Origin of the sequence: Mycolicibacterium vulneris (assembly GCF_002104765.1) — a bacterium.
Taxonomy (GTDB): Bacteria; Actinomycetota; Actinomycetes; order Mycobacteriales; family Mycobacteriaceae; genus Mycobacterium; species Mycobacterium vulneris.
Genome location: NZ_NCXM01000018.1, coordinates 15,246 through 35,981 on the forward strand (window position 1 = coordinate 15,246; position 20,736 = coordinate 35,981).

Below are 20,736 nucleotides of genomic sequence, written 5' to 3' on the forward strand. Positions count from 1 at the left end.
AAACAGCTACTTTTACCTATTTGCGACACGATCTGCGGGGCGAGCCGCCGCGGCGACGCGCATCTGCGTTCCCACCGGTGGGGACAGCCGACCGGCAGTGGGCGGCCCGGCGACGCGACTTACGCTGGCGTCGATGACAGAATCAGTATTGACACCACGGCACCGAGCGCTGATTTACTGATTGGCACTCACGGAGGAAGAACCGAAGTGAACTTCAACAGCAGCCACAGCGGACCCAGCGCCGGAGCCTTTCGCGCCCCCAACTCGGCTGGGCCCTCCGGAGACGCCGCCCCTACCGAACGGCTCACCAGTCTCGGGCAGCAGGGTGGCCCGCGGATAGCCAGCCAGCCGGCGGCCGGCCAGCAGGGACGCACGCAGCGGACACGTCGAACCGTCGACCTGCCGGCGGCCACTCACCGAGCCCTCGACATCTGGCAGCGTGAGGCGGCCGACCGGCTGGGAGTCGCCCGGGTGACCGGGCAGGAGGTCCTCACCGCGCTCATCGACCAGCTTCTGGTCGACCCCAAGCTGACGGCGCAGATCACCCGCGCCATCAAAGACCGCCGCTGACCCCACCCATCAGGCGACGCGCAACGGCCCGTTCGGGCTAGTCGACGTCCATTTCGCGCAGCTCGCGCTTGAGGATCTTGCCCGTGGGGTTGCGCGGCAGCTCGTCGAGGAAGACCACCTCACGCGGCACCTTGTAGCGGGCCAGGTGGTCGCGCACGTAGTGCTTGACCGTGTCCTCGTCGAGGTCGGCGCCGTCCTTCTTCACCACGAAGGCGCGCAGGCGGTGGCCCCATTCCTTGTCTTCGACGCCGATCGCGGTCGCCTCCACGACGTCGGGATGTCCGGTGATCAGGTCTTCGACCTCGGCCGGGAAGACGTTTTCGCCGCCGGAGACGATCATCTCGTCGTCGCGCCCGCTGATGAACAGCAGGCCGTCCTCATCGAAGTAGCCCACGTCGCCCGAGGACAACAGCCCGTCGATGATCTGCTTCTTACCGCCGCCGGTGTAACCCTCGAACGGGAAGGCGTTGCCGACGAAGATGCGTCCGACCTCGCCCTGCGGCAGCTCCTTGCCGTTGTCGTCGTAGATTTTGACCTTCACGCCCTTGACGACCGGCCCGACCGTCGACGAGTTGTGCTCCAGATGCTTGGGCTCGGCGATGGTGGCGAAGGCGATCTCCGTCGAGCCGTACATGTTGTAAATGACCGGGCCCAGGTCCTTCAGGCCCCGTTCCGCCAGGTCGGCGCCCAGCGCCGACCCGGATACGAACACGATTTTCAGGCTGGACAGGTCGGGCTTCTTGTCCATCTTTTCGACCGCGTCGAGGATCCGCGACAACATCACCGGGACGACGACCATCGCGGTCACCTTGTGCTTCTCGATGTCTTCCAGCACCAACGGCGGCTTGAACTTCCGCCGCAGCACCAGAGTCGAGCCCAAAAACATCGCGATCGTGCCGTGCAGGAAACCCAGCGCGTGGAACATCGGTGCGGGCAGCGACGTCACCTCGCCGGCCTTGAACGGCACGTGCGACAGGATGCCGCCGATCGGCGCCAGCGTCGGCGGGGTGCTCCGGTTCGCGCCCTTGGGGGTGCCGGTGGTTCCGCTGGTCAGGATGATGATCGACGAGTGCTTGTTTGCCTTGGGGGCGGGCTTCTTGTCGCTGCGCTCGATCAGGTCGGCCAGCGTGTCGTCCTTGCTGCCCGACTTCTCGTCACTGTCGGGATTGGTCCCCAGCGCGCGTAGTTTGCCCAGCTCCGGCGAGGCTTTGCTGACGGCCTCGGTGTACTCGTCGTCGTAAATGATCAGCTTGGCGCCCTCGCGCTCCGACACCTCCTTGATCTGCGGGCCGGAGAACTCGCTGTTGAGCAGGATGATGCGGGCGCCCGCTCGCGCGGCGCCGAAGTAGGCGATCAGGAACCAGCGCGTGTTGCGGGCCAGGATGGCGATGCCGTCGCCGCCCTTGACGCCCTTCTCGATCAGCCCGTTGGCCACCGCGTGCGCGGCCTCGTCGAGCTCTCGGTAGGAGAATTCGCCATCCTCGTCGATGCACGCCGCGCGGTCGGGATGGCGCCGGGCGTTGAGAGCCGGCAGCATGCCGAACTCGCCCCACTTGTAGATGTCGGCGACCATCGCGGCGTAGTTCTGCGGCGGCTCGATCCGGAACGCGCCCGACTCGAAGATCTTCCGCACGTAGTGCAGTTCAGCGGAGCCGCGTTCGACGTATTGCTGAACTTTCGCGGCGGCCTGACCGGGCAGGCCGAGGAGGTTAGGCATGAAATCCACCTTATGTGACGTCCGTCTCAGTACGGCCAGAATTTCTGGCGAATTAGCATGAACCGCATGACCCGTCCGGTTTCGCTGGAGGTGGCCGGGCGCGAGGTCACCATCACTCATCCGGACAAAGTGGTGTTCCCCCGCGCGGGCGCCCGCGAAACCACCAGCTCTTTTTCGGGCCCCTACACCAAGCTCGACCTGGTCCGCTATTACCTGTCCGTGGCGGACGGCGCGCTGCGCGGTGTGGCGGGACGCCCGATGATCCTGAAGCGCTTCGTCAAAGGCATCACCGAGGAAGCGGTGTTCCAGAAGCGCGCGCCGGCCAAGCGGCCGACCTGGGTGGACGTTGCCGAACTGCATTACGCGCGAGGCACTTCCGCCGCCGAGGCGGTGATCCACGACGCCGCCGGCCTGGCCTGGGCGGTCAACCTGGGCTGCGTCGACCTCAACCCGCATCCGGTGCTGGCCGACGACCTCGATCACCCCGACGAGTTGCGGGTCGACCTGGATCCGATGCCCGGGGTCTCCTGGCGGCGCATCGTGGACGTCGCGCTGGTGGCGCGCGAGGTGCTCGAGGACTACGGCCTGACCGCGTGGCCGAAGACGTCGGGATCGCGCGGCTTTCACATCTACGCCCGCATCGCCCCGCGCTGGGATTTTCGCCAGGTGCGGCTGGCCGCGCAGACGGTGGCCCGCGAGGTCGAGCGGCGGCTGCCCGAGGCGGCGACGAGCCGCTGGTGGAAGGAAGAGCGCGAGGGGGTGTTCGTCGACTTCAACCAGAACGCGAAGGACCGCACCGTCGCATCGGCGTACTCGGTGCGGGCGACCCCGGATGCCCGGGTCTCCACGCCGCTGCAGTGGGACGAGGTCGCCGGCTGCGACCCCGAGGCGTTCACCATCGACACCGTGCCCGCCCGGTTCGCCGAGATCGGTGACCCTTGGGCGGGAATGGACGACGCCGTCGGCGAGCTCGACCGGCTGCTGGTGCTGGCCGAGGAGATGGGGCCGCCGGAACGCGCGCCGAAAGGATCGGGCAAGCGCCCCGACGGCAGACGGCAGTCCTCGATGCCGCTGATCGAGATCGCCCGGACCAAGACCAAGGACGAGGCGATGGCCGCGCTGGACGTCTGGCGCGACCGCTATCCCGCGGTGGCCCGCCGGCTGGAGCCGGTCGACGTCCTGGTCGACGGGATGCGCGGGCCCAGTTCGATCTGGTACCGGATCCGGATCAACCTGCAGCACGTTCCCGAAGACCAGCGGCCGCCCCAGGAAGAGCTGATCGCCGACTACAGCCCCTGGGAGGGTTACGGCGGAAAGCAGAAGCCGTCGAGCTGACCCCCTGGCGCGACTAGATCCCCACCCGCGTTATCGCGTTGTGCTTGCGCAGGCTGAGGGTCTTGGTCATCTGGGTGGGACTCCTGAGTTGAATGAGGCGCGGGCAGTGACCGCTCGACGCTAAAGACGCACTGTTACCGGACCGGGTGTGCACAGTTACGCGGGCATACGCAGAAATCGCAACGGCCCGGTCACGTTTGTCAGAACTCTGCAATGCAACGACGCAGCGAGCCCACGGCGAGCGGTGGATGCGCGACAATCGGCGCCATGCAGGTGACTGAGGCTCCCCTGGGCCTGCGGGAGCGCAAAAAGATCAAGACCCGCCGCGCGATCAGGCGCGAGGCGTTTCGCCTCATCGAGGAGAACGGCTACGCCGCGACCACGGTCGAACAGATCGCCGAGGCGGCCGACGTGTCGCCGAGCACCTTTTTCCGCTATTTCCCGTCCAAGGAATCGCTGCTGCTCGCCGACGACCTGGACCCGCTGATCCTGGACGCGTTGAAGGCCCAGCCGCGCAACCTGTCTCCGGCGCAGGCTTTCCGCGGAGCCTATCAGGCCGTCATCGACCAACTGCCCGACGACCAGCTGGAGTTCGAGAGCACCCGACAGCGCCTGATGTTCTCAATACCCGAGCTCAAGGCGGCGATGTACGACGAGTACTACCGCACCGTGACCGTGGCCGCCGCGGCGATCGCGCACCGGATCGGCCGTGCCGCAGACGATTTCGAAGTCCGGGTGTGTGCGGGGGCGTTGACGGGTGCCATGATGGCCGCCTTCGACAGCGCACCGAAGACCACCGACACGATCTTTCGCGCCCTGGACTTCATGGACGCCGGGATGCCGCTGGGCTGACCGGCCTCCACAGCGCGGCGATGCAGCTGAGCGGGCGGAACGCGATACTCTCACGCGATGCGACAGGGATGGAATCGACGGGGATTCTTGCAGCTCGCGGGGGCTGTCGGGGTTACCGCGATCGGCGGCGCGACCGCGTTCTCTTCGGGTTGCTCGTCACGCAAACCGGCTCCGGGAGCAACCCCGGGTTCGGTGACGGTCACCCACCTGTTCGGTGAGACCGTCATCAAGGAACCACCCAAGCGCGTCGTCAGCGCCGGCTACACCGAGCAGGACGACCTGCTCGCGGTCGGCGTGGTGCCGATCGCCGTGACCAATTGGTTCGGTGACCAGCCCTCCGCCGTCTGGCCATGGGCCGCACCCAAACTCGGCGGCGCGCAGCCGACGGTGTTGAACCTGGACAACGGCATTCCCGTCGACCAGATCGGCGGTCTCAAGCCGGACCTGATCGTGGCCGTCAACGCCGGCCTGGACGCCGACACGTATCAGAAACTGTCCGCGATCGCCCCGACCGTCGCGCAATCGGACGGCGATGCTTTCTTCGAGCCGTGGAAGGAGCAGGCCACCACCGTCGGCCAGGCAGTCTTCCAGGGCGACCAGATGAAGTCCCTGATCGACGGCGTCGACCAGAAGTTCACCGACATCGGCAAAAAGAATCAGCAGTGGACCGGCAAGAAGGCGCTGCTGATGCACGGCGCGCTGTGGCAGGGCACGGTTGTCGCCACCATGGCGGGCTGGCGGACGGACTTCCTGAATCAGATGGGACTAGTCATCTCCGACGCCATCAAGCCGTTCGGCACCGATCAGCGGGCCGTCATCCCCCGCGATCACATCAAATCGGTGCTCGAGTCCGCCGACGTGGTGATCTGGACGACGCAGAACCCCGACGATCAGAAGGCGATACTGGCCGACCCCGAGGTGGCCGGGTCGCTGACCACCGCGCAGAACCGCAACATCTTCACCACGAAGGACCAGGCCGGGGCGATCGCGTTCGCGTCGCCGCTGAGTTACCCCGTCCTCGCCGATCAACTGCCGCCGCTGATCACCAAGATCCTGGGTTAGCCGCGCGGGCATGCCGGGGCTGTTTGAGCGTTTGCTAAGGCAGCTCTGGCAGAGCTCGAAAATCCGTCGGCGACCCTCGCACATGCCCCGATCCCGGGGTTACCGTCGAGTAATGAGCGTGACGGACCTTAGCGGCGACCTGGCCCACCACCTGCCGACCGAGCTGGTCGGCAACACCGTCGTGGACTACGGCGACCGCGCGCTGATGGTGCAATGCGGAAGTACCGCTGAGGTATTGGCGTGGGCGGACGCGCTGCACGCCGCGGCGATACCGGGCGTGGTCGACGTCGTCCCGGCGGCCCGCACGGTGCTGGTGAAGCTGGACGGCCCGCGCCACCAAGGCGTCATCCGCCGGCGGCTGCGCAAGATGGCCGTCGCCGCCACCCCGGACACCGCCTCGGAGCGTCGCGCCGACGTGGTCATCGACGTCGTCTACGACGGTCCGGATCTGGCCGAGGTCGCAGCCCACACCGGACTGACCATCGCGGCGGTGATCGACGCCCACACTTCAACGCTGTGGCGGGTCGGATTCAGTGGATTCGCACCCGGTTTCGCGTATCTGGTCGACGGCGACCCGCGGCTCCGGGTGCCACGCCGCCCCGAGCCGAGGACCTCGGTGCCGGCCGGCTCCGTGGCCCTCGCCGGTGACTTCAGCGCGGTGTACCCGCGTCAGTCCCCCGGTGGCTGGCAACTCATCGGCCGCACCGACGCGGTGCTGTGGGACCTGCAGCGGTCGAACCCCGCCTTGCTGACGCAGGGCATGTGGGTTCAGTTCCGGGCCGTTTAGTCAGCGGCGATCGCGAGCTAAGGAGACAACCGTGGCAATCCTGGATATCCTCCGCACCGGACCGCTCGCCGTCGTCCAAGACCTCGGCCGCCCGGGACTGGCGCATCTGGGGGTGAGCCGGTCCGGGGCCGCCGACCGGTGCGCGCACCGGCTGGCCAACCGGCTGGTGGCAAACCCCGACGACCGCGCCACCGTGGAGGTGACGTTCGGCGGTTTCGCGGCCCGGGTGTCGGGGGGCGACGTCGACATCGCGGTGACGGGCGCCGACGCCGACCCGACCGTCAACGGAATCAAGTTCGGCACCAACAGCATTCATCATGTGCGCGACGGCGAGGTGATCGCGTTGGGCGCCCCACGCGCCGGCCTGCGCAGCTACCTCGCGATCCGCGGTGGCATCTGCGTGGCGCCGGTGCTGGGTTCGCGCAGCTACGACGTGATGTCGGGCATCGGCCCGTCGCCGCTGCAGGCCGGCGACCGGCTGCCGATCGGCGAGCACACCGACGCCTACCCCGAACTGGACCAGGCGCCGGTTGCGGCCATCACCGGAGGCGTCGTCGAGCTGTTCGCGGTGCCCGGGCCGCGCGACGATTGGTTCGTCGAGCCAGACCGCCTGGTGCATACGTATTGGATGGCATCCGATCGCAGCGACCGGGTGGGGACGCGGTTGACCGGCCGGCCCCTGCAGCACCGCTACCCGGACCGGCAGCTACCCAGCGAAGGTGCGACCCGCGGCGCAATCCAGGTGCCGCCCAACGGTTTGCCGGTGATCCTTGGACCCGACCATCCGGTCACCGGTGGCTATCCGGTGATCGGCGTGGTGGTCGATGAGGACGTCGACAAGATCGCCCAGGTGCGGCCCGGCCAGGCAGTGCGGCTGCACTGGGCGCGGCCCAGGGCTTTGGTGGGCGCCCACTCCGGCGCCGCGAGTTGGCCGTTCTCCTAACGCAATCCGTTCGACATGTGTCGGCGCCGGAAGCACGCTGCATGCCAGCTCACACAAGCCGAGGGGTATGTGTGAAATCACTTGATGGCGGCTCTCATTCGGGCTCGATGAACTGCGCGGTCGCGAACTGATTGCCGCTCAGGGATTTACCAGATAACTGGTAATCAACTAACAGGCGATATCGGCCCGTTCCGGTTGACCCGCTCGCGTCGTAAATGTGAGCATCGGACCGTGCGACGGGGCACGCCCCTTCATTCGGGGCGCCCAAAGCGTCGAAAGCCAGCCTCCGAACAGCTTCCCGATACCGGGCTAGCGCGGTGACCCCTGGCGTGGCGGCGGCCGGATGCGGCGGTCCGTGGGCCTGACGAGAGGGAGCTGTATGCACGTCAACCGGTGCGATGTCGTTGGGAAGCAAGGTGTTTCCGCGAAGAGTGGGCGCGCATGAGCGCCACGCCTAAGACGGGCCGGATGCGCCGCGATCACCGCATCGCGGACTGGAACCCGGAAGACACGGCGGCATGGGAGGCCGGCAACAAGTTGGTCGCCCGGCGCAACCTGCTGTGCACCATTGCCGGTGACCACGTGGCGTTTTCGATCTGGACCCTGTGGCCCGTCACGGCACTGTTCATGCCGGGGTCCGTCTACGGCTTCTCCGCCGGCGACAAGCTGCTGCTGGGCGCGGTCGCCACCCTGGTCGGCGGGTGCGCCCGGATTCCGTACACCCTGGGTATCGCCGCCTTCGGCGGCCGCAACTGGACGACGTTCTCGGCCTTCGTGCTGCTGATCCCGACGGCCGGTGTGATCGTGTTGCTGGCCAATCCCGGTCTGCCGCTGTGGCCGTTCATGTTGTGCGCGGCCCTCACCGGGCTGGGCGGCGGCAATTACGCTGCCTCGCTGGCCAACGTCAACGCCTTCTACCCGCCGCGGATCAAGGGCGGCGCGCTGGCCCTCAACGCCGGCGTTGCCAACCTGGGGGTCGCGGTGATCCAGCTGGTCGGCCTGCTGGTGCTGGCCACTGCCGGGCACGAGGCGCCCTACTGGGTGTGCGCGGTGTACCTGGTTTTCCTGGTTGCCGTCGGCATCGCGGCCGCGCTGTGCATGGACAACATCAACCACGGCACCCAGCTGAGCACCATGCGCAAGATCCTGTTCGAGCGCGACACCCATGTGATCTCGCTGCTCTACATCGCCACCTTCGGCTCCTGGATCGGCTTCGCCTTCGCCTTCGGGCAGGTGATGCAGATCAACTTCCTGGACAGCGGGGAAAGTCCGAAACATGCGGCGCTGCATGCCGCGCAGCTGGCCTTCATCGGACCATTGTTGGGCTCGCTGGCGCGCATCTACGGCGGCCGGCTGGCCGACCGCCTCGGCGGCAGCCGCGTCACCCTGGGCGTGCTGGCCGGCATGACGCTCGGCGCCGGGCTCCTGGTCAACGTCAGCACCCTCGACGATCACCACGCCGCGACGCACACCGCCCGCATGATCGGCTACATCATCGGTTTCATGGTGCTGTTCATCCTGTCCGGCATGGGCAACGGCTCGGTATTCAAGCTGATCCCCTCGGTCTACGAGGCGCGCAGCCGCTCGCTGGACACGAGCGAGGACGAGCGGCGTCGTTGGGCCCGCGCGATGTCGGGATCGCTGATCGGCATCTGTTCGGCCGTCGGCGCGTTGGGCGGCGTGGGGATCAACCTGGCGCTGCGCCAGTCCTATCTGAGTACCGGCACGGAAACGTCGGCCTACTGGGCGTTTCTGGCCTCCTACGTCGTGGCTGCGATCATGACATGGATGGTCTACGTGCGCCGTCCCGCGTCGGTCCCGGCCCTGTCCGGGACGGCGCGGGAAACCGAGGCCGCCCGTGTGTGAGTGGACTCGCAACACGGTCAATGCCACAGCAATTGACCGGTAACGCAACCGACACGTCGTAGGCATACACAATTCATATGGCCCCGCAACTAGCCCCATTAGACTCCGCGCCGCTCACCGGCTACCGGATCGCCGTCACGTCAGCGAACCGCGCCGAGGAGCTGTGCGCGTTGCTGCGCCGTAACGGCGCGGAGGTTTCCAGCGCCGCGGCCATCAACATCATCGCGTTGCCCGAAGACGATGAATTGCAGAACCACACCGAAGCGGTGATCGCCCAACCGCCCGATATCTTGGTGGCGCACACCGGCATCGGCTTTCGCGGCTGGGTCGCCGCGGCCGACGGCTGGGGGCTGGCCACCCAACTGCTGGCGTCGCTTGCCAAGTCGCGGATCGTGGCCCGCGGGCCGAAGGCGACCGGCGCGCTGCGCGCCGCCGGGCTGCACGAGGAGTGGTCCCCCAAATCCGAATCGTCGCGCGAAGTCCTGCGCCACCTCCTCGAATCGGACGTCGCCGGTAAGCGGATCGCTGTCCAGCTGCACGGCGCGGCCGACGGGTGGGACCCGTTCCCGGAGTTCATCAACGGATTGCGGGCGGCGGGCGCGCAGGTGGTCCCCATCCACGTATACCGCTGGAAGCCAACGCCGGCCGGCGGCGACTTCGACCAACTCGTCGCCTCGGTCGCGCGGCGGCAATTCGACGCGGTGACCTTCACCTCCGCACCCGCCGGCGCGGCGCTGCTGGAGCGCAGCCGCGAGCTGGGCATCGAAGATCAACTGCTGCAAGCGCTTCGCAGCGACGTGCACGCGATGTGCGTCGGTCCGGTCACCGCACAGCCGTTGGTCCGTGCGGGGATACCGACGTCGTCGCCCGAGCGAATGCGGTTGGGGGCGTTGGCCCGTCACATCGCACAAGAGCTTCCGCCGCTGCGGTCGTGCGCCATCCGCGCGGCCGGTCACGACATCGAGATCCGTGGAACCTGCGTGCTGGTCGACGGTTCGGTGAAGTCGCTGTCCGGATCGGGTATGGCCACCCTGCGCGCGCTGGCCCAGCGCCCCGGCGATGTCGTCGCGCGCAACGACTTGTTACGAGTGCTTCCCGGCAATAGCAATGACCCACACGCCGTCGATACCGCGGTGCTGCGGCTGCGAACGGCGCTGGGCGACAAGAACATCATCGCGACGGTGGTCAAGCGCGGCTACCGGCTCGCGATCGACCATTTGGAAGATTCCCCATGGCACTGATTCTGGTGGCGCACGGCACCCGCAGGCCGGGTGGCGTGACGACGGTCGAAGACCTTGCGGCACAGGTGAGTACGCTGGTGCGCAGCACGGTGGACGTTGCTTTCGTCGACGTGGTGGGCCCCACCCCGAGCGAAGTCCTTGTGCGCGCGAAGGTCTCCGACCGTCCCGCCATCGTAGTGCCCGCGTTCCTGTCGCGCGGATACCACGTCCGAGCCGATCTGCCCGCGCACGTCGAGATCAGCGGGCACCCGAACGTCATCGTCACCCCGGCATTGGGCCCGAGCCGTCACATCGCCCGGATCGTCGGCGATCAGTTGGTGAAATGCGGTTGGCGAAATGGTGATTCGGTGATCCTGGCGGCCGCCGGAACCTCGGACGTCAGGGCGCGCACCGACCTGCACACCACCGCGACGCTGGTGTCGGCGCTGACAGGATCGCGGCCGAGCCTGGCGTTCGCGGCCACCGGTGAGCCGCAGCTGCCCGAGGCGGTGGACCGGGCCCGGGCGCGCCGCGCCGGCGGACGCGTCGTCGTCGCCTCATACCTACTGGCCGATGGCCTGTTCCAGCAACGGCTGCACGCCTGCGGCGCCGACCTGGTCAGTGAGCCGCTGGGCACCCATCCCGGGTTGGCGCGCCTGGTCGCTAACCGGTTCCGGCGGGCGCTGCTGCCCGTCCTCGCGCCCACCGCCCGGCAGTCGTCGCGCCGCTCGAGCCCGCACCAGCTGGCCCACGGCCGCACCGTGCGGTCCGCGCCCTAGCGCAAAACGCCTGCTGGTGAGGCGCGCCGGTGTCCGGCGTTCCTTGATCTTTGACCGCACACGGGTGATCCTGGCATCATGCCCCGCCGCGAAGAGCCATCGCCTGGGATCCTCGACCCGGTCGCAAAGATGCTGCGGTTGCCCTTCGGCACACCGGAATTCATCGACCGGATCGTCACCGGCGGGGTCAACCAGGTGGGCCGGCGGACCTTGCGCACGTTGATCACGACGTGGGACGCCGCGGGCGGCGGCCCTTTCGCGGCCAGCGCCGTCGCGTCGACGGGGATGGCCAAGACCGCCGAAATCGTGCAGGGCATGTTCATCGGTCCGGTCTTCGGCCCGCTGCTGAAAATTCTGGGCGCCGACAAGGTGGCTCAGCGGGCCTCGTTGTGCGCCTCGCAGTTGGTGGGGCTGGGCATCATGCGCTACGGCATCCGCTCCGAGCCGCTGCACTCGATGTCGGTGGACGCGCTCGTCGACGCGATCGGGCCGACGATGCAGCGCTACCTGGTCGGCGACATCACCCGGTGAACCGGGCGGTCGGGCTCAGGCAGCCCGCGGCTGGTAGTCGCGCGCGACCTGAACGTAACCGTCGTCGGTGATCCGCACCGGGTACACGGGCACCGAAACGGCCGGATCGTCCAGACAGGAACCGTCTTCGAGCGAAAACGCCTGCTTCAAGATGGGCGACTGAACCGCGATGCGGCCGTCGCGGTCGCCCACGATTCCGCGGGAGAGCACAGCGGCACCGGAGAACGGGTCGACGTTGCCCACCGCGTACACCGATCCGTCATCGAGCCGGAACAACGCCGCCTGGGAACCGTCGTCCAGCAGCACGCCGACGCCGCGACCCGGAATGAGGTGGTCGTAAGCGCACGCGCTGGTCCACACCTGGATGTCGTTGCGACGTGTCATGATCCCTTCCTCATTCCTCCGGAGTTGTCGCTTCGCGAACCCGCGGCATGCCAATGGACACAGGGATTTTGCGGCCGGCATGCTCGGTGAACGTGACCGTCGAGTCGACGGCGTCCGGGGCGTTGACGAACGACACGAATCGCGACAGCTTGTCCGGGTCGTCCAGCACGCCCTTCCATTCACACTTGTAGTTCTCGACATGCCGCTCCATTGCGGCCTCGAATTCCTCGGCTAGGCCGAGCGAGTCCTCGCACACCACCTCGCGCACGTGGTCGAGCCCGCCGTCCAGCGAGTCGACCCACGGCGCCGTGCGTTGCAGCCGGTCGGCCGTCCGGATGTAGTACATGACGAACCGGTCGACATAGCGGACCAGCGTTTCGGTGTCCAGGTCGCTGGCCAGCAGCTGCGCGTGCTTGGGCGTCATGCCGCCGTTGCCGCCGACGTAGAGGTTCCAGCCCTTTTCGGTGGCGATGACGCCGACGTCCTTGGACCGGGCCTCGGCGCACTCGCGCGCGCAACCCGAGACGCCCATCTTGATCTTGTGCGGCGCCCGCAGTCCGCGGTAGCGCAGTTCCAGATCGATGGCCAGCTGCACCGAATCCTGCTGCCCGTACCGGCACCAGTCGGTGCCCACGCAGCTCTTCACCGTGCGCAGCGCCTTGCCGTACGCGTGGCCGGATTCCATGCCGCCGTCGACCAGGCGCTTCCAGATCTCGGGGAGTTGGTCCACCCGGGCGCCGAACATGTCGATCCGCTGCCCGCCAGTGATCTTGGTGTAAAGCCCGAAGTCCTGGGCGATCTGGCCGATCAGGATCAGATGCTCGGGCTTGATGTCACCACCCGGAACCCGCGGCACCACCGAGTAGCTGCCGTTCTTCTGGATGTTGGCCAGGAAGTGGTCGTTGGAATCCTGCAGCGAGGCCTGCTCGCCTTCGAGGATGTGGTCCGACCCGGTGGACGCCAGGATGGAGGCCACCACCGGTTTGCAGATGTCGCAACCCTTTCCGCGGCCGAAACGCTCCAGCAGGCCCGAGAAGGTCCGGATGTCGGTGGCCGAGATGATCTCGAACAGCTCCGCACGCGACTGGCTGAAGTGCTCGCACAGGGCTTTGGACTGTTCCACGCCCTCGGCTTCCAGCAGCTGCTTGAGCAGCGGGACGCACGACCCGCACGAGGTGCCGGCTGAGGTGCACGCCTTGAGGGCGGGAACGTCGGCGCAGCCGTCGGCGATCGCACACTTCAGATCGCCCTTGGTGACGTTGTTGCACGAGCAGACCTGTGCCGAATCCGGCAGCGCCCCAACGCCCAACGCCGTACCGCCGCCGGACTGCGCCGGCGCGATCAGCGCCAGCGGGTCGCCGGGCAGCTCGCTGCCGACCATGGGCCGCAGCACCCCGTACGACGAGGCGTCGCCGACCAACACGCCGCCGAGCAGCGTCTTTGCGTCGTCGGAGAGCACCAGCTTGGCGTAGGTCCGATTGACCGCATCGTTGATGGCGACCTCGAGGCAGTTCTCGGTCGTCCCCATCGCGTCGCCGAAGCTGGCCACGTCGACGCCGAGCAGTTTCAGCTTCGTCGACAGGTCCGCCTCGCCGAATTCCGCCACGCCGTCCAGCAGCCGGTCGGCCACCACCTCCGCCGAGGTGTAGCCCGGACCCACCAGGCCGTAGCAGCGGCCGCCGATCGCGGCGACCTCACCGATCGCGTAGATGTCGGGATCGCTTGTCTGGCAGGCCAGGTCGGTGAGAACCCCGCCGCGCTCGGCGCGCGTCAGCCCGGCGGTGGTGGCCAGCTCGTCGCGCGGCCGGACGCCGGCCGCGAAGATCACCAGGCCGGCGTCGATGACCTGGCCGTCGGTCAGGCTCACCCGCACCGAGGTGGTGCCGTCCGAATGGTCAACGGCCTCGATCGATTCGGTGCCCATGCCGACGTGCACCGAGATGCCGAGCTCACCGATCATCCTGGCCAGCAGCCCGCCGCCGGCCTCGTCGATCTGCTGGGCCATCAGCCGCGGCATCATCTCGATGACGTGGGTCTGCAATCCGAACTGGCGCAGCGCATTAGCGGCTTCCAGCCCGAGCAGGCCGCCGCCGATCACCACACCCGCTGTGGCGTGCGAGGTTTCGACCGTGCGCTGGGCGTCGGCGCGGATGGCGTCGAGGTCGTCCAGCGTGCGGTACACGTGGCAGGCGGGCAGGTCGTGGCCCGGCACCGGCGGCACGAAGGCGTACGACCCGGTCGCCAGGACCAAGGTGTCGTAGCCGTGCCGCTGGCCGTCGGCGGTGACCACCGTCTTTGCGGCGCGGTCTATTTCGGCAACCCGCTGGTTGAGCACCAGCCGGACCAGCTCATCACCCTCGTATTCGTTGCCGGGCAATGCCAGTAGCTTGCGATCCCAGCTTTCGGTGTAGGAGGTCAGTCCCACGCGGTCATAGGCCGCGTCGGTCTCCTCGGCGAAAACCGTGATGCGCCACGATCCCTCGGTGTCACGGGCCCGCAGCGCCTCGACGAACCGGTGCCCCACCATGCCATGTCCGACTACGATGATGTGACGAGGCGCACAGCTGGCGCGCGAAATCCCGTCTGCAGACATGGCTTTGAGAGTAACGGCCAGAAATTACGTTCTTCTCGCGCAATGTGACGGCCCTATGACGAGGATCTCACAAACTCACAGGAAGGTCTGTGAGTGATCCTTCGCTGGGGGTGAACGACGAGGTGGAACGTCAGCGGGGTCGGGTCATGTTTGTACTATTAGCCGGTCGCACGGAGGCCGGTCACAGGAACCTCACAATGAAGCTCAAGAATGAGAAGGGGAAGCGCCATGAGTACCTCGCATTGTGGTCGCGACCGGCCTGGGACATCGACACCGGCGACGCCATCACGGCGACCTACGACGCCGGCGTGCTGACGGTGCGGGTCGCCGGTGCCTTGAAAGATCCAGCCGGGAACCAGGCGCAGCGCATCGAGCTCACCAGATAGTCTCCGGCCAGTTCGGAGAGAAGTAGCCGAATCCGGCGGAGCCGCAACGACTCCGCCGGATTCAGTGCGTCAGCCCCAGCGGGCCAGCAGCTCCTTGGCCCGGGCCGCCAGCGCGGCCTGCAGGAACGGCCCGAAGCTGATGCGCGCCACGCCCAGCGGCCCGAAAGAGGACGGGTCGTCCTGGTCGGGCAGGGCGATGGCGTTAACGGGCAACTCCAACTCGGCGGTCAAGCGCCGCAACGTGTCGGGGTCGTGGCGACCCACCGGATACAGCACATCGGCGCCGGCGGCCGCCGCCCGATTCAGGCGCGCCACCGCGCGGTCGACGCGATCGGACGCCTCGCCGTCCTGGCGCAGGAACAGATCGGTCCGGGCGTTGATGACGACATGCACCCCGGCCGCGTCGGCGGCCGACCGCAGCGCCCCGACCAACTCCGCGTGTTCGTCGGCGGACCGCAACCGCTTGCCTTCCGAGTGCACGGTGTCCTCGATGTTCAGCCCGACGGCCCCGACGCTCAGCAGGCCCTCGATCAGCCGACCTGCCGGCTGCCCGTAGCCGGATTCGATGTCCACCGACACCGGGACGTCGACCGCGGCGGTGATCTGTGCGACCCGGGTGAGGACATCGTCGAACGACATGCCCTCGTTGTCGGGTTTGCCGATCGAGTCGGCCATCGGGTGACTGCCCACGGTGAGGGCGGCGAATCCGGCGCCGGTGGCCAGCCGCGCCGACCAGGCATCCCACACGGTCGGCAGGATGACCGGGTCGCCCGGCCGGTGCAGTTCCAGCAGCGTGGCGGCGCGCTCGGCGGGTGTGGTGGGTCGCGTCATCGGTGTTTGCTCCCTCGGCATCCGCGCTCAACGGCCTGACGTCTGGCGTGTGCCGTGGATAGTATCGAGGGCGTACTGTGATCCGAAACACTGCCGAGGAGATCCGTTGACGAGCACGACTGGCACGACCGAATTCGCCGAACTGCACGACCTCATCGGCGGGCTGCGGCGATGCGTGAGCTCCCTGCGGGCCCGATACGGTGACAGCCCGGCCATGCGGCGCATCGTCATCGACGCCGACCGCATCATCTCCGACGTCGACCTGCTCGACACCGATGTGTCCGAATTGGACCTGGCGGGCGCCACCGTGCAGCAGTCCGGCGAGAAGATCGTCATCCCAGACACCCAGTACGACAGCGAATTCTGGCGCGACGTCGACGACGAGGGTGTCGGCGGTCACAGCAGGACCTGAACAACCCAAGCCCCCCAGCAGAGGGGGCCTTCTCTCTGTGTACCCTTCGACCTACAGCCCGTTCGAAGAGGAACACACTAAATGAGCGCACCTACGGCGAACCGTCCTGCGTCCGGTGTCTTTTCACCCACGCGCGCCCGTATTCAGCAACGCACCCTACGCACCGACCGGTGGTGGATGTCACCGCTGCGAATCGATCTCGGCTTCGCCGCATTCATTATTTATGCGACAGCGCGGGCTTTCCAGCGGGGTGACTTCTTCGTCCCGCAATACCACTACCTGACGCCGTTCTACTCACCATGTCTTAGCACCGCGTGCGGCGGCGCCAGCGACTTCTGGCCGCAAATCCTGCCGAACGTCTGGTGGCTGCCGTTCGCGGCGCTGACACTGCCGTTCCTGCTGCTGTTCAGGCTGACCTGCTACTACTACCGCGGCGCCTATTACCGCACGGTGTGGCAGTCGCCCACCGCATGCGCGGTGGCCGAGCCCCGCGTGCACTACAGCGGCGAGACCAAATTCCCGCTGATCATTCAGAACTCCCACCGGTACTTCTTCTACATCGCCGGCATCATCTCTGTGATCAACACCTACGACGCGATCGTGGCGTTCCATTCCGATCACGGCCCGGGCGGATTCGGGTTTGGCCTGGGCAACGTGATCATGGTCGGCAACGTCATCATGCTCTGGATCTACACGCTGTCCTGCCATTCGTGCCGGCACATCACCGGCGGGCGGCTCAAGCACTTCTCCAAACACCCTGTGCGGTACTGGATCTGGACCCAGGTCAGCAAGATCAACACCCGGCACAAGCAGTACGCGTGGATAACCCTGGGCACGCTGATGCTCACCGACTTCTACATCGCGCTGGTGGCCAGCGGCGCCATCTCTGACCTGAGATTTGTTGGCTGACAAGCCATTCCGGAATAAACCAGATTTAGCTAGCGAGGGTTTCATGGTTGAAATCGAGCGGCACACCTACGACGTGGTCGTGATCGGTGCCGGCGGCGCCGGGCTGCGTGCGGTTATCGAAGCGCGCGAACGGGGTTTGCGGGTTGCGGTGGTGTGCAAGTCCCTGTTCGGCAAGGCACACACGGTGATGGCCGAGGGTGGCTGCGCGGCGTCCATGGGCAACACCAACCCGAAGGACAACTGGAAGACCCACTTCGCCGACACGATGCGCGGCGGGAAATTCCTCAACAACTGGCGCATGGCCGAACTGCACGCCAAGGAAGCACCGGACCGCGTCTGGGAGCTGGAAACCTATGGCGCGCTGTTCGATCGCCTCAAGGACGGCAAGATCAGCCAGCGCAACTTCGGTGGGCACACCTACCCGCGGCTGGCCCACGTCGGTGACCGCACCGGCCTGGAATTGATCCGCACCATGCAGCAGAAGATCGTCTCGCTGCAGCAGGAGGATTTCGCCGAGCTCGGCGACTACGAGGCCCGGATCCGGGTGTTCGCCGAAACCACGATCACCGAGCTGATCAAGGACGGCGACGCGATCGCCGGGGCGTTCGGCTACATCCGCGAAAGCGGGAACTTCATCTTGTTCGAGGCGCCCGCGGTGATTCTGGCCACCGGCGGGATCGGCAAGTCGTTCAAGGTCACCTCGAACTCGTGGGAGTACACCGGCGACGGCCACGCACTGGCACTGCGGGCGGGCGCGTCGCTGATCAACATGGAGTTCGTCCAGTTCCACCCGACGGGCATGGTGTGGCCGCCCAGCGTGAAGGGGATCCTGGTCACCGAGGGTGTCCGCGGTGACGGCGGCGTGCTGAAGAACTCCGACGACAAGCGGTTCATGTTCGACTACATCCCGTCGGTCTTCAAGGGGCAGTACGCCGAGTCTGAACAAGAAGCCGACCAGTGGCTCAAGGACAACGACTCGGCCCGCCGCACTCCGGACCTGCTGCCGCGCGACGAGGTTGCGCGCGCGATCAACTCGGAGGTCAAGGCCGGCCGGGGCAGCCCACACGGTGGCGTCTTCCTGGACATCGCGTCGCGGCTCACGCCCGCGGAGATCAACCGCCGCCTGCCGTCGATGTACCACCAGTTCAAGGAGCTGGCCGGGGTCGACATCACCAAGGAGCCGATGGAAGTCGGGCCTACCTGCCACTACGTGATGGGCGGCGTCGAGGTGGACGCCGACACCGGAGCGGCCACCGTCCCCGGCCTGTTCGCCGCGGGCGAATGTTCCGGCGGTATGCACGGCTCGAACCGGCTCGGCGGCAACTCGCTGTCGGACCTGCTTGTGTTCGGCCGCCGGGCCGGGCTGGGCGCGGCCGACTACGTGCGGGCCCTGAGCAGCCGCCCGACGATCAGCGACGGCGCCGTCGAGACCGCTGCGAAGCGGGCGCTGTCCCCCTTCGAGGCACCGGCCAGCGGCACACCGGAGAACCCGTACACCCTGCAGCTGGAATTGCAGCAGTCGATGAACGACCTGGTCGGCATCATCCGCAATGCCGACGAAGTCGGGGAGGCCCTGGCGCGGCTCGACAAGCTGCGTGAGCGGTTCAAGAACCTCCACGTGGAGGGCCAGCGCCGGTACAACCCGGGCTGGAACCTGGCCATCGACTTGCGCAACATGCTGCTGGTCAGCGAGTGCGTCGCCAAGGCCGCGCTGCAGCGCACCGAGAGCCGCGGCGGGCACACGCGCGACGACCACCCGGCGATGGACTCGTCGTGGCGCAAGGTGCTGCTGGTGTGCGAGGCGGCCGGCGGCAGCGACGAGGTGATTCCCGACATCACCATCACCAAGAAAGATCAGACCCCGATGCGGCCCGATCTGCTGGAACTGTTTGAAATCGGTGAGCTGGAGAAGTACTACACCGACGAAGAACTCGCCGGGCATCCAGGACGGAGTGGCAAATGACCTACAACGCGACGATGCGGGTGTGGCGCGGCGACGACGCCAACGGTGCGCTGCAGGACTTCACGGTGGAGGTCAACGAGGGCGAGGTCGTCCTCGACATCATCCATCGCCTGCAGCAGACCCAGACGCCAGACCTGGCGGTCCGGTGGAACTGCAAGGCGGGCAAGTGTGGCTCCTGCTCGGCGGAGATCAACGGCAAGCCGCGTCTGCTCTGCATGACCCGGATGTCCACGTTCGCCGAGGACGAGGTCGTCACCGTCACGCCGTTGCGGACGTTCCCGGTGATCCGCGACCTGGTCACCGATGTCTCGTTCAACTACGAAAAGGCCCGCGAAATACCGTCTTTCGCGCCGCCCAAGGACCTGCAACCGGGCGAGTACCGGATGGCGCAGGAGGACGTGCAGCGTTCCCAGGAATTCCGCAAGTGCATCGAGTGCTTCCTGTGCCAGAACGTGTGCCACGTGATCCGCGACCACGAGGAGAACAAGAAGGCGTTCGCCGGCCCCCGCTTCCTGATGCGGATCGCCGAGCTGGAGATGCACCCGCTGGACACCCGCGACCGGCGCAACGACGCTCAGGACGAGCACGGCCTGGGCTACTGCAACATCACCAAGTGCTGCACCGAGGTCTGCCCGGAGAACATCAAGATCACCGACAACGCGCTGATCCCGATGAAAGAGCGGGTCGCCGACCGCAAGTACGACCCGGTGGTGTGGCTCGGTAACAAGCTGTTCCGTCGCTGAGCTCCACGCCGCGCGGTAATCCGGAGCGAGCCCGTCATGGCACGTTAGGCCGTCGCGGGACCCGGGTAACCAAACTGCATCCTGTCGGGCCGCCCCGTGCGGCCAGCTATCCACGACCGGAAAGGCAGTTCATGGAACCCCTGCGAGAAACCGCCAGCATCAACAACATTCGCACCGCGATTCGGCAGTTGTCGGTGCGCGCCCAGCTCGCGAACAAAGAAGGCCGGTACACCGACGCCGCCGAACTCGAGAGCCGCATCCAGGGCTTTCGGGACGAGCTGAGTCACCGCCCCTAGCCGGTCGGCCGCCGGGCGAGGCGATTACGCGCCGAGCCGGCGAAAAACGCTCCGATGGAACACGATGGGCGCCACCTCGGCGTCCACCGTGACCTCGTTGACCCGCAGCACCACGATGGTGTGATCGCCGGCCGGGATGAGCTGCTCGATCGCGCTCTCGAGCCAGAGGCCGGTGCCCTTGATGAACACCGCACCCGTGGACCGGGAAACCGTCTCCAACCCCGCGAACCTGTCGCCGGTCTTGGCGGCCAGGGTGCGCGCGGCCTCGTCGTGCTCCTCGCCCAGCACGCTGATGCCCAGCATCGGCCGATCCTTGAGCTTGGGCCATGTCGTCGAGGTGTTCTGCACGCAGAACGACACCAGCGGCGGGTCCAGCGAGACGGGGACAAAGGTGCTGGCCGCCAAGCCTTCCCGGGTTCCGTTCACCTCGGCGGCGATCGCCACCACTCCGGATGGGAAATGACCGAAGGCCTCACGAAGTGACGACGCTGTCAGCTTGCTGTTCGAGTTCACCGGACTTATTCGCCCCTAGAGCCGGAGACGGGATTTATCGGAAA

General features: G+C 67.0%; 20 protein-coding genes and 1 pseudogene. 16 read left to right on the forward strand and 5 right to left on the reverse strand.

The genetic code is table 11. The features are described from left to right. The first annotated feature begins 207 nt into the window (after nucleotides 1-207). On the forward strand, nucleotides 208-570 hold the full coding sequence (locus B8W69_RS17665; protein WP_085291107.1) for an ATPase: 363 nt from the start codon (nucleotides 208-210) through the stop codon (nucleotides 568-570). A 37-nt stretch (nucleotides 571-607) separates the two neighbouring features. Here the strand turns inward: B8W69_RS17665 and fadD2 are convergent, their stop codons facing one another. Continuing rightward, nucleotides 608-2,287 carry a long-chain-fatty-acid--CoA ligase FadD2 gene (fadD2, locus tag B8W69_RS17670; RefSeq protein WP_085291189.1) on the reverse strand — a complete coding sequence of 560 codons (1,680 nt, stop codon included), beginning with the start codon at nucleotides 2,285-2,287 and terminating at the stop codon, nucleotides 608-610. A 57-nt stretch (nucleotides 2,288-2,344) separates the two neighbouring features. On the opposite strand from fadD2, the gene B8W69_RS17675 reads away from it, so the two are divergent. The 9 genes from B8W69_RS17675 to B8W69_RS17715 all read left to right on the forward strand — a co-directional run bounded on the left by B8W69_RS17675 (nucleotide 2,345) and on the right by B8W69_RS17715 (nucleotide 11,662). Then, nucleotides 2,345-3,622 (forward strand): DNA polymerase domain-containing protein, encoded by a 1,278-nt coding sequence (locus B8W69_RS17675; RefSeq protein ID WP_085291108.1) that lies wholly within the window; start codon nucleotides 2,345-2,347, stop codon nucleotides 3,620-3,622. 267 nt (nucleotides 3,623-3,889) lie between these two features. Next, complete coding sequence (locus B8W69_RS17680; protein WP_085291109.1) at nucleotides 3,890-4,474, forward strand: acyl-CoA-like ligand-binding transcription factor; 585 nt, start codon at nucleotides 3,890-3,892, stop codon at nucleotides 4,472-4,474. Between the two features lie 57 nt (nucleotides 4,475-4,531). Beyond that, the gene (locus B8W69_RS17685) at nucleotides 4,532-5,536 is read left to right on the forward strand and encodes an ABC transporter substrate-binding protein (RefSeq protein WP_085291110.1); all 1,005 of its coding nucleotides are present in this window, start codon (nucleotides 4,532-4,534) and stop codon (nucleotides 5,534-5,536) included. A 112-nt stretch (nucleotides 5,537-5,648) separates the two neighbouring features. Next, entirely contained in the window at nucleotides 5,649-6,323 is a 675-nt protein-coding gene (locus tag B8W69_RS17690) for a 5-oxoprolinase subunit B family protein (protein WP_085291111.1), read from the forward strand. A gap of 31 nt (nucleotides 6,324-6,354) precedes the next feature. After that, entirely contained in the window at nucleotides 6,355-7,266 is a 912-nt protein-coding gene (locus B8W69_RS17695) for a 5-oxoprolinase/urea amidolyase family protein (RefSeq protein WP_085291112.1), read from the forward strand. Nucleotides 7,267-7,734: 468 nt separating this feature from the next. Beyond that, a complete protein-coding gene (locus tag B8W69_RS17700; protein ID WP_085291113.1) occupies nucleotides 7,735-9,132 on the forward strand; it encodes an MFS transporter in 1,398 nt (465 codons plus the stop codon). A 77-nt stretch (nucleotides 9,133-9,209) separates the two neighbouring features. After that, nucleotides 9,210-10,373, forward strand: coding sequence for a uroporphyrinogen-III synthase (locus B8W69_RS17705; RefSeq protein ID WP_085291114.1), 1,164 nt, complete (start codon nucleotides 9,210-9,212; stop codon nucleotides 10,371-10,373). Beyond that, nucleotides 10,364-11,131 (forward strand): sirohydrochlorin chelatase, encoded by a 768-nt coding sequence (locus B8W69_RS17710; protein ID WP_085291115.1) that lies wholly within the window; start codon nucleotides 10,364-10,366, stop codon nucleotides 11,129-11,131. The genes B8W69_RS17705 and B8W69_RS17710 overlap by 10 nt, the downstream gene beginning before the upstream one ends. A gap of 78 nt (nucleotides 11,132-11,209) precedes the next feature. Further along, nucleotides 11,210-11,662, forward strand: a complete 453-nt coding sequence (locus B8W69_RS17715; RefSeq protein WP_085291116.1) for a TetR/AcrR family transcriptional regulator — start codon at nucleotides 11,210-11,212, stop codon at nucleotides 11,660-11,662. 15 nt (nucleotides 11,663-11,677) lie between these two features. Here B8W69_RS17715 and nirD read toward each other — a convergent pair whose 3' ends face one another. Then, nucleotides 11,678-12,046: a nitrite reductase small subunit NirD gene (nirD, locus tag B8W69_RS17720; protein ID WP_085291117.1), complete on the reverse strand. Its 369-nt coding sequence runs from the start codon at nucleotides 12,044-12,046 to the stop codon at nucleotides 11,678-11,680. 10 nt (nucleotides 12,047-12,056) lie between these two features. Further along, nucleotides 12,057-14,639 carry a nitrite reductase large subunit NirB gene (nirB, locus tag B8W69_RS17725; protein WP_085291118.1) on the reverse strand — a complete coding sequence of 861 codons (2,583 nt, stop codon included), beginning with the start codon at nucleotides 14,637-14,639 and terminating at the stop codon, nucleotides 12,057-12,059. Between the two features lie 272 nt (nucleotides 14,640-14,911). Here nirB and B8W69_RS17730 point away from each other — a divergent pair. Then, a pseudogene (locus B8W69_RS17730) lies at nucleotides 14,912-15,025 on the forward strand (Hsp20/alpha crystallin family protein); the annotation flags it as partial. Nucleotides 15,026-15,094: 69 nt separating this feature from the next. On the opposite strand, the gene B8W69_RS17735 reads toward B8W69_RS17730, so the two are convergent. Then, complete coding sequence (locus B8W69_RS17735; protein ID WP_085291119.1) at nucleotides 15,095-15,856, reverse strand: isocitrate lyase/PEP mutase family protein; 762 nt, start codon at nucleotides 15,854-15,856, stop codon at nucleotides 15,095-15,097. A 106-nt stretch (nucleotides 15,857-15,962) separates the two neighbouring features. Between B8W69_RS17735 and B8W69_RS17740 the strand changes: the two genes are divergently transcribed. The 5 genes from B8W69_RS17740 (at nucleotide 15,963) to B8W69_RS30680 (ending at nucleotide 20,179) form a co-directional block, all read left to right on the forward strand. Then, nucleotides 15,963-16,268 (forward strand): Rv0250c family protein, encoded by a 306-nt coding sequence (locus B8W69_RS17740; protein WP_085291120.1) that lies wholly within the window; start codon nucleotides 15,963-15,965, stop codon nucleotides 16,266-16,268. 81 nt (nucleotides 16,269-16,349) lie between these two features. Continuing rightward, complete coding sequence (gene sdhC / locus B8W69_RS17745; RefSeq protein WP_085291121.1) at nucleotides 16,350-17,177, forward strand: succinate dehydrogenase subunit SdhC; 828 nt, start codon at nucleotides 16,350-16,352, stop codon at nucleotides 17,175-17,177. Between the two features lie 43 nt (nucleotides 17,178-17,220). Further along, nucleotides 17,221-19,140, forward strand: a complete 1,920-nt coding sequence (locus tag B8W69_RS17750; protein ID WP_085291122.1) for a fumarate reductase/succinate dehydrogenase flavoprotein subunit — start codon at nucleotides 17,221-17,223, stop codon at nucleotides 19,138-19,140. Then, nucleotides 19,137-19,883, forward strand: a complete 747-nt coding sequence (locus tag B8W69_RS17755; RefSeq protein WP_085291123.1) for a succinate dehydrogenase/fumarate reductase iron-sulfur subunit — start codon at nucleotides 19,137-19,139, stop codon at nucleotides 19,881-19,883. Before B8W69_RS17750 ends, B8W69_RS17755 begins: the two co-directional genes overlap by 4 nt. Nucleotides 19,884-20,014: 131 nt before the next feature. Further along, nucleotides 20,015-20,179, forward strand: a complete 165-nt coding sequence (locus B8W69_RS30680; RefSeq protein WP_165762636.1) for a hypothetical protein — start codon at nucleotides 20,015-20,017, stop codon at nucleotides 20,177-20,179. Nucleotides 20,180-20,203: 24 nt separating this feature from the next. On the opposite strand, the gene B8W69_RS17760 is transcribed toward B8W69_RS30680, so the two are convergent. Next, nucleotides 20,204-20,692 carry a flavin reductase family protein gene (locus tag B8W69_RS17760; RefSeq protein WP_085291124.1) on the reverse strand — a complete coding sequence of 163 codons (489 nt, stop codon included), beginning with the start codon at nucleotides 20,690-20,692 and terminating at the stop codon, nucleotides 20,204-20,206. Between the last annotated feature and the right edge of the window lie 44 nt (nucleotides 20,693-20,736).

Bases quoted from the DNA above. Each gene is read 5' to 3' on its own strand.
- sdhC (WP_085291121.1), top strand. From the start codon at position 16,350: ATGAGCGCACCTACGGCGAACCGTCCTGCGTCCGGTGTCTTTTCACCC.
- B8W69_RS17700 (WP_085291113.1), top strand. From the start codon at position 7,735: ATGCGCCGCGATCACCGCATCGCGGACTGGAACCCGGAAGACACGGCG.
- B8W69_RS17755 (WP_085291123.1), top strand. From the start codon at position 19,137: ATGACCTACAACGCGACGATGCGGGTGTGGCGCGGCGACGACGCCAAC.
- B8W69_RS17675 (WP_085291108.1), top strand. From the start codon at position 2,345: ATGAACCGCATGACCCGTCCGGTTTCGCTGGAGGTGGCCGGGCGCGAG.
- B8W69_RS17750 (WP_085291122.1), top strand. From the start codon at position 17,221: ATGGTTGAAATCGAGCGGCACACCTACGACGTGGTCGTGATCGGTGCC.
- B8W69_RS17685 (WP_085291110.1), top strand. From the start codon at position 4,532: ATGCGACAGGGATGGAATCGACGGGGATTCTTGCAGCTCGCGGGGGCT.
- fadD2 (WP_085291189.1), bottom strand. From the start codon at position 2,287: ATGCCTAACCTCCTCGGCCTGCCCGGTCAGGCCGCCGCGAAAGTTCAG.
- B8W69_RS17680 (WP_085291109.1), top strand. From the start codon at position 3,890: ATGCAGGTGACTGAGGCTCCCCTGGGCCTGCGGGAGCGCAAAAAGATC.
- nirB (WP_085291118.1), bottom strand. From the start codon at position 14,639: ATGTCTGCAGACGGGATTTCGCGCGCCAGCTGTGCGCCTCGTCACATC.
- B8W69_RS17710 (WP_085291115.1), top strand. From the start codon at position 10,364: ATGGCACTGATTCTGGTGGCGCACGGCACCCGCAGGCCGGGTGGCGTG.
- B8W69_RS17690 (WP_085291111.1), top strand. From the start codon at position 5,649: ATGAGCGTGACGGACCTTAGCGGCGACCTGGCCCACCACCTGCCGACC.
- nirD (WP_085291117.1), bottom strand. From the start codon at position 12,046: ATGACACGTCGCAACGACATCCAGGTGTGGACCAGCGCGTGCGCTTAC.
- B8W69_RS17735 (WP_085291119.1), bottom strand. From the start codon at position 15,856: ATGACGCGACCCACCACACCCGCCGAGCGCGCCGCCACGCTGCTGGAA.
- B8W69_RS17715 (WP_085291116.1), top strand. From the start codon at position 11,210: ATGCCCCGCCGCGAAGAGCCATCGCCTGGGATCCTCGACCCGGTCGCA.
- B8W69_RS17705 (WP_085291114.1), top strand. From the start codon at position 9,210: ATGGCCCCGCAACTAGCCCCATTAGACTCCGCGCCGCTCACCGGCTAC.
- B8W69_RS30680 (WP_165762636.1), top strand. From the start codon at position 20,015: ATGGAACCCCTGCGAGAAACCGCCAGCATCAACAACATTCGCACCGCG.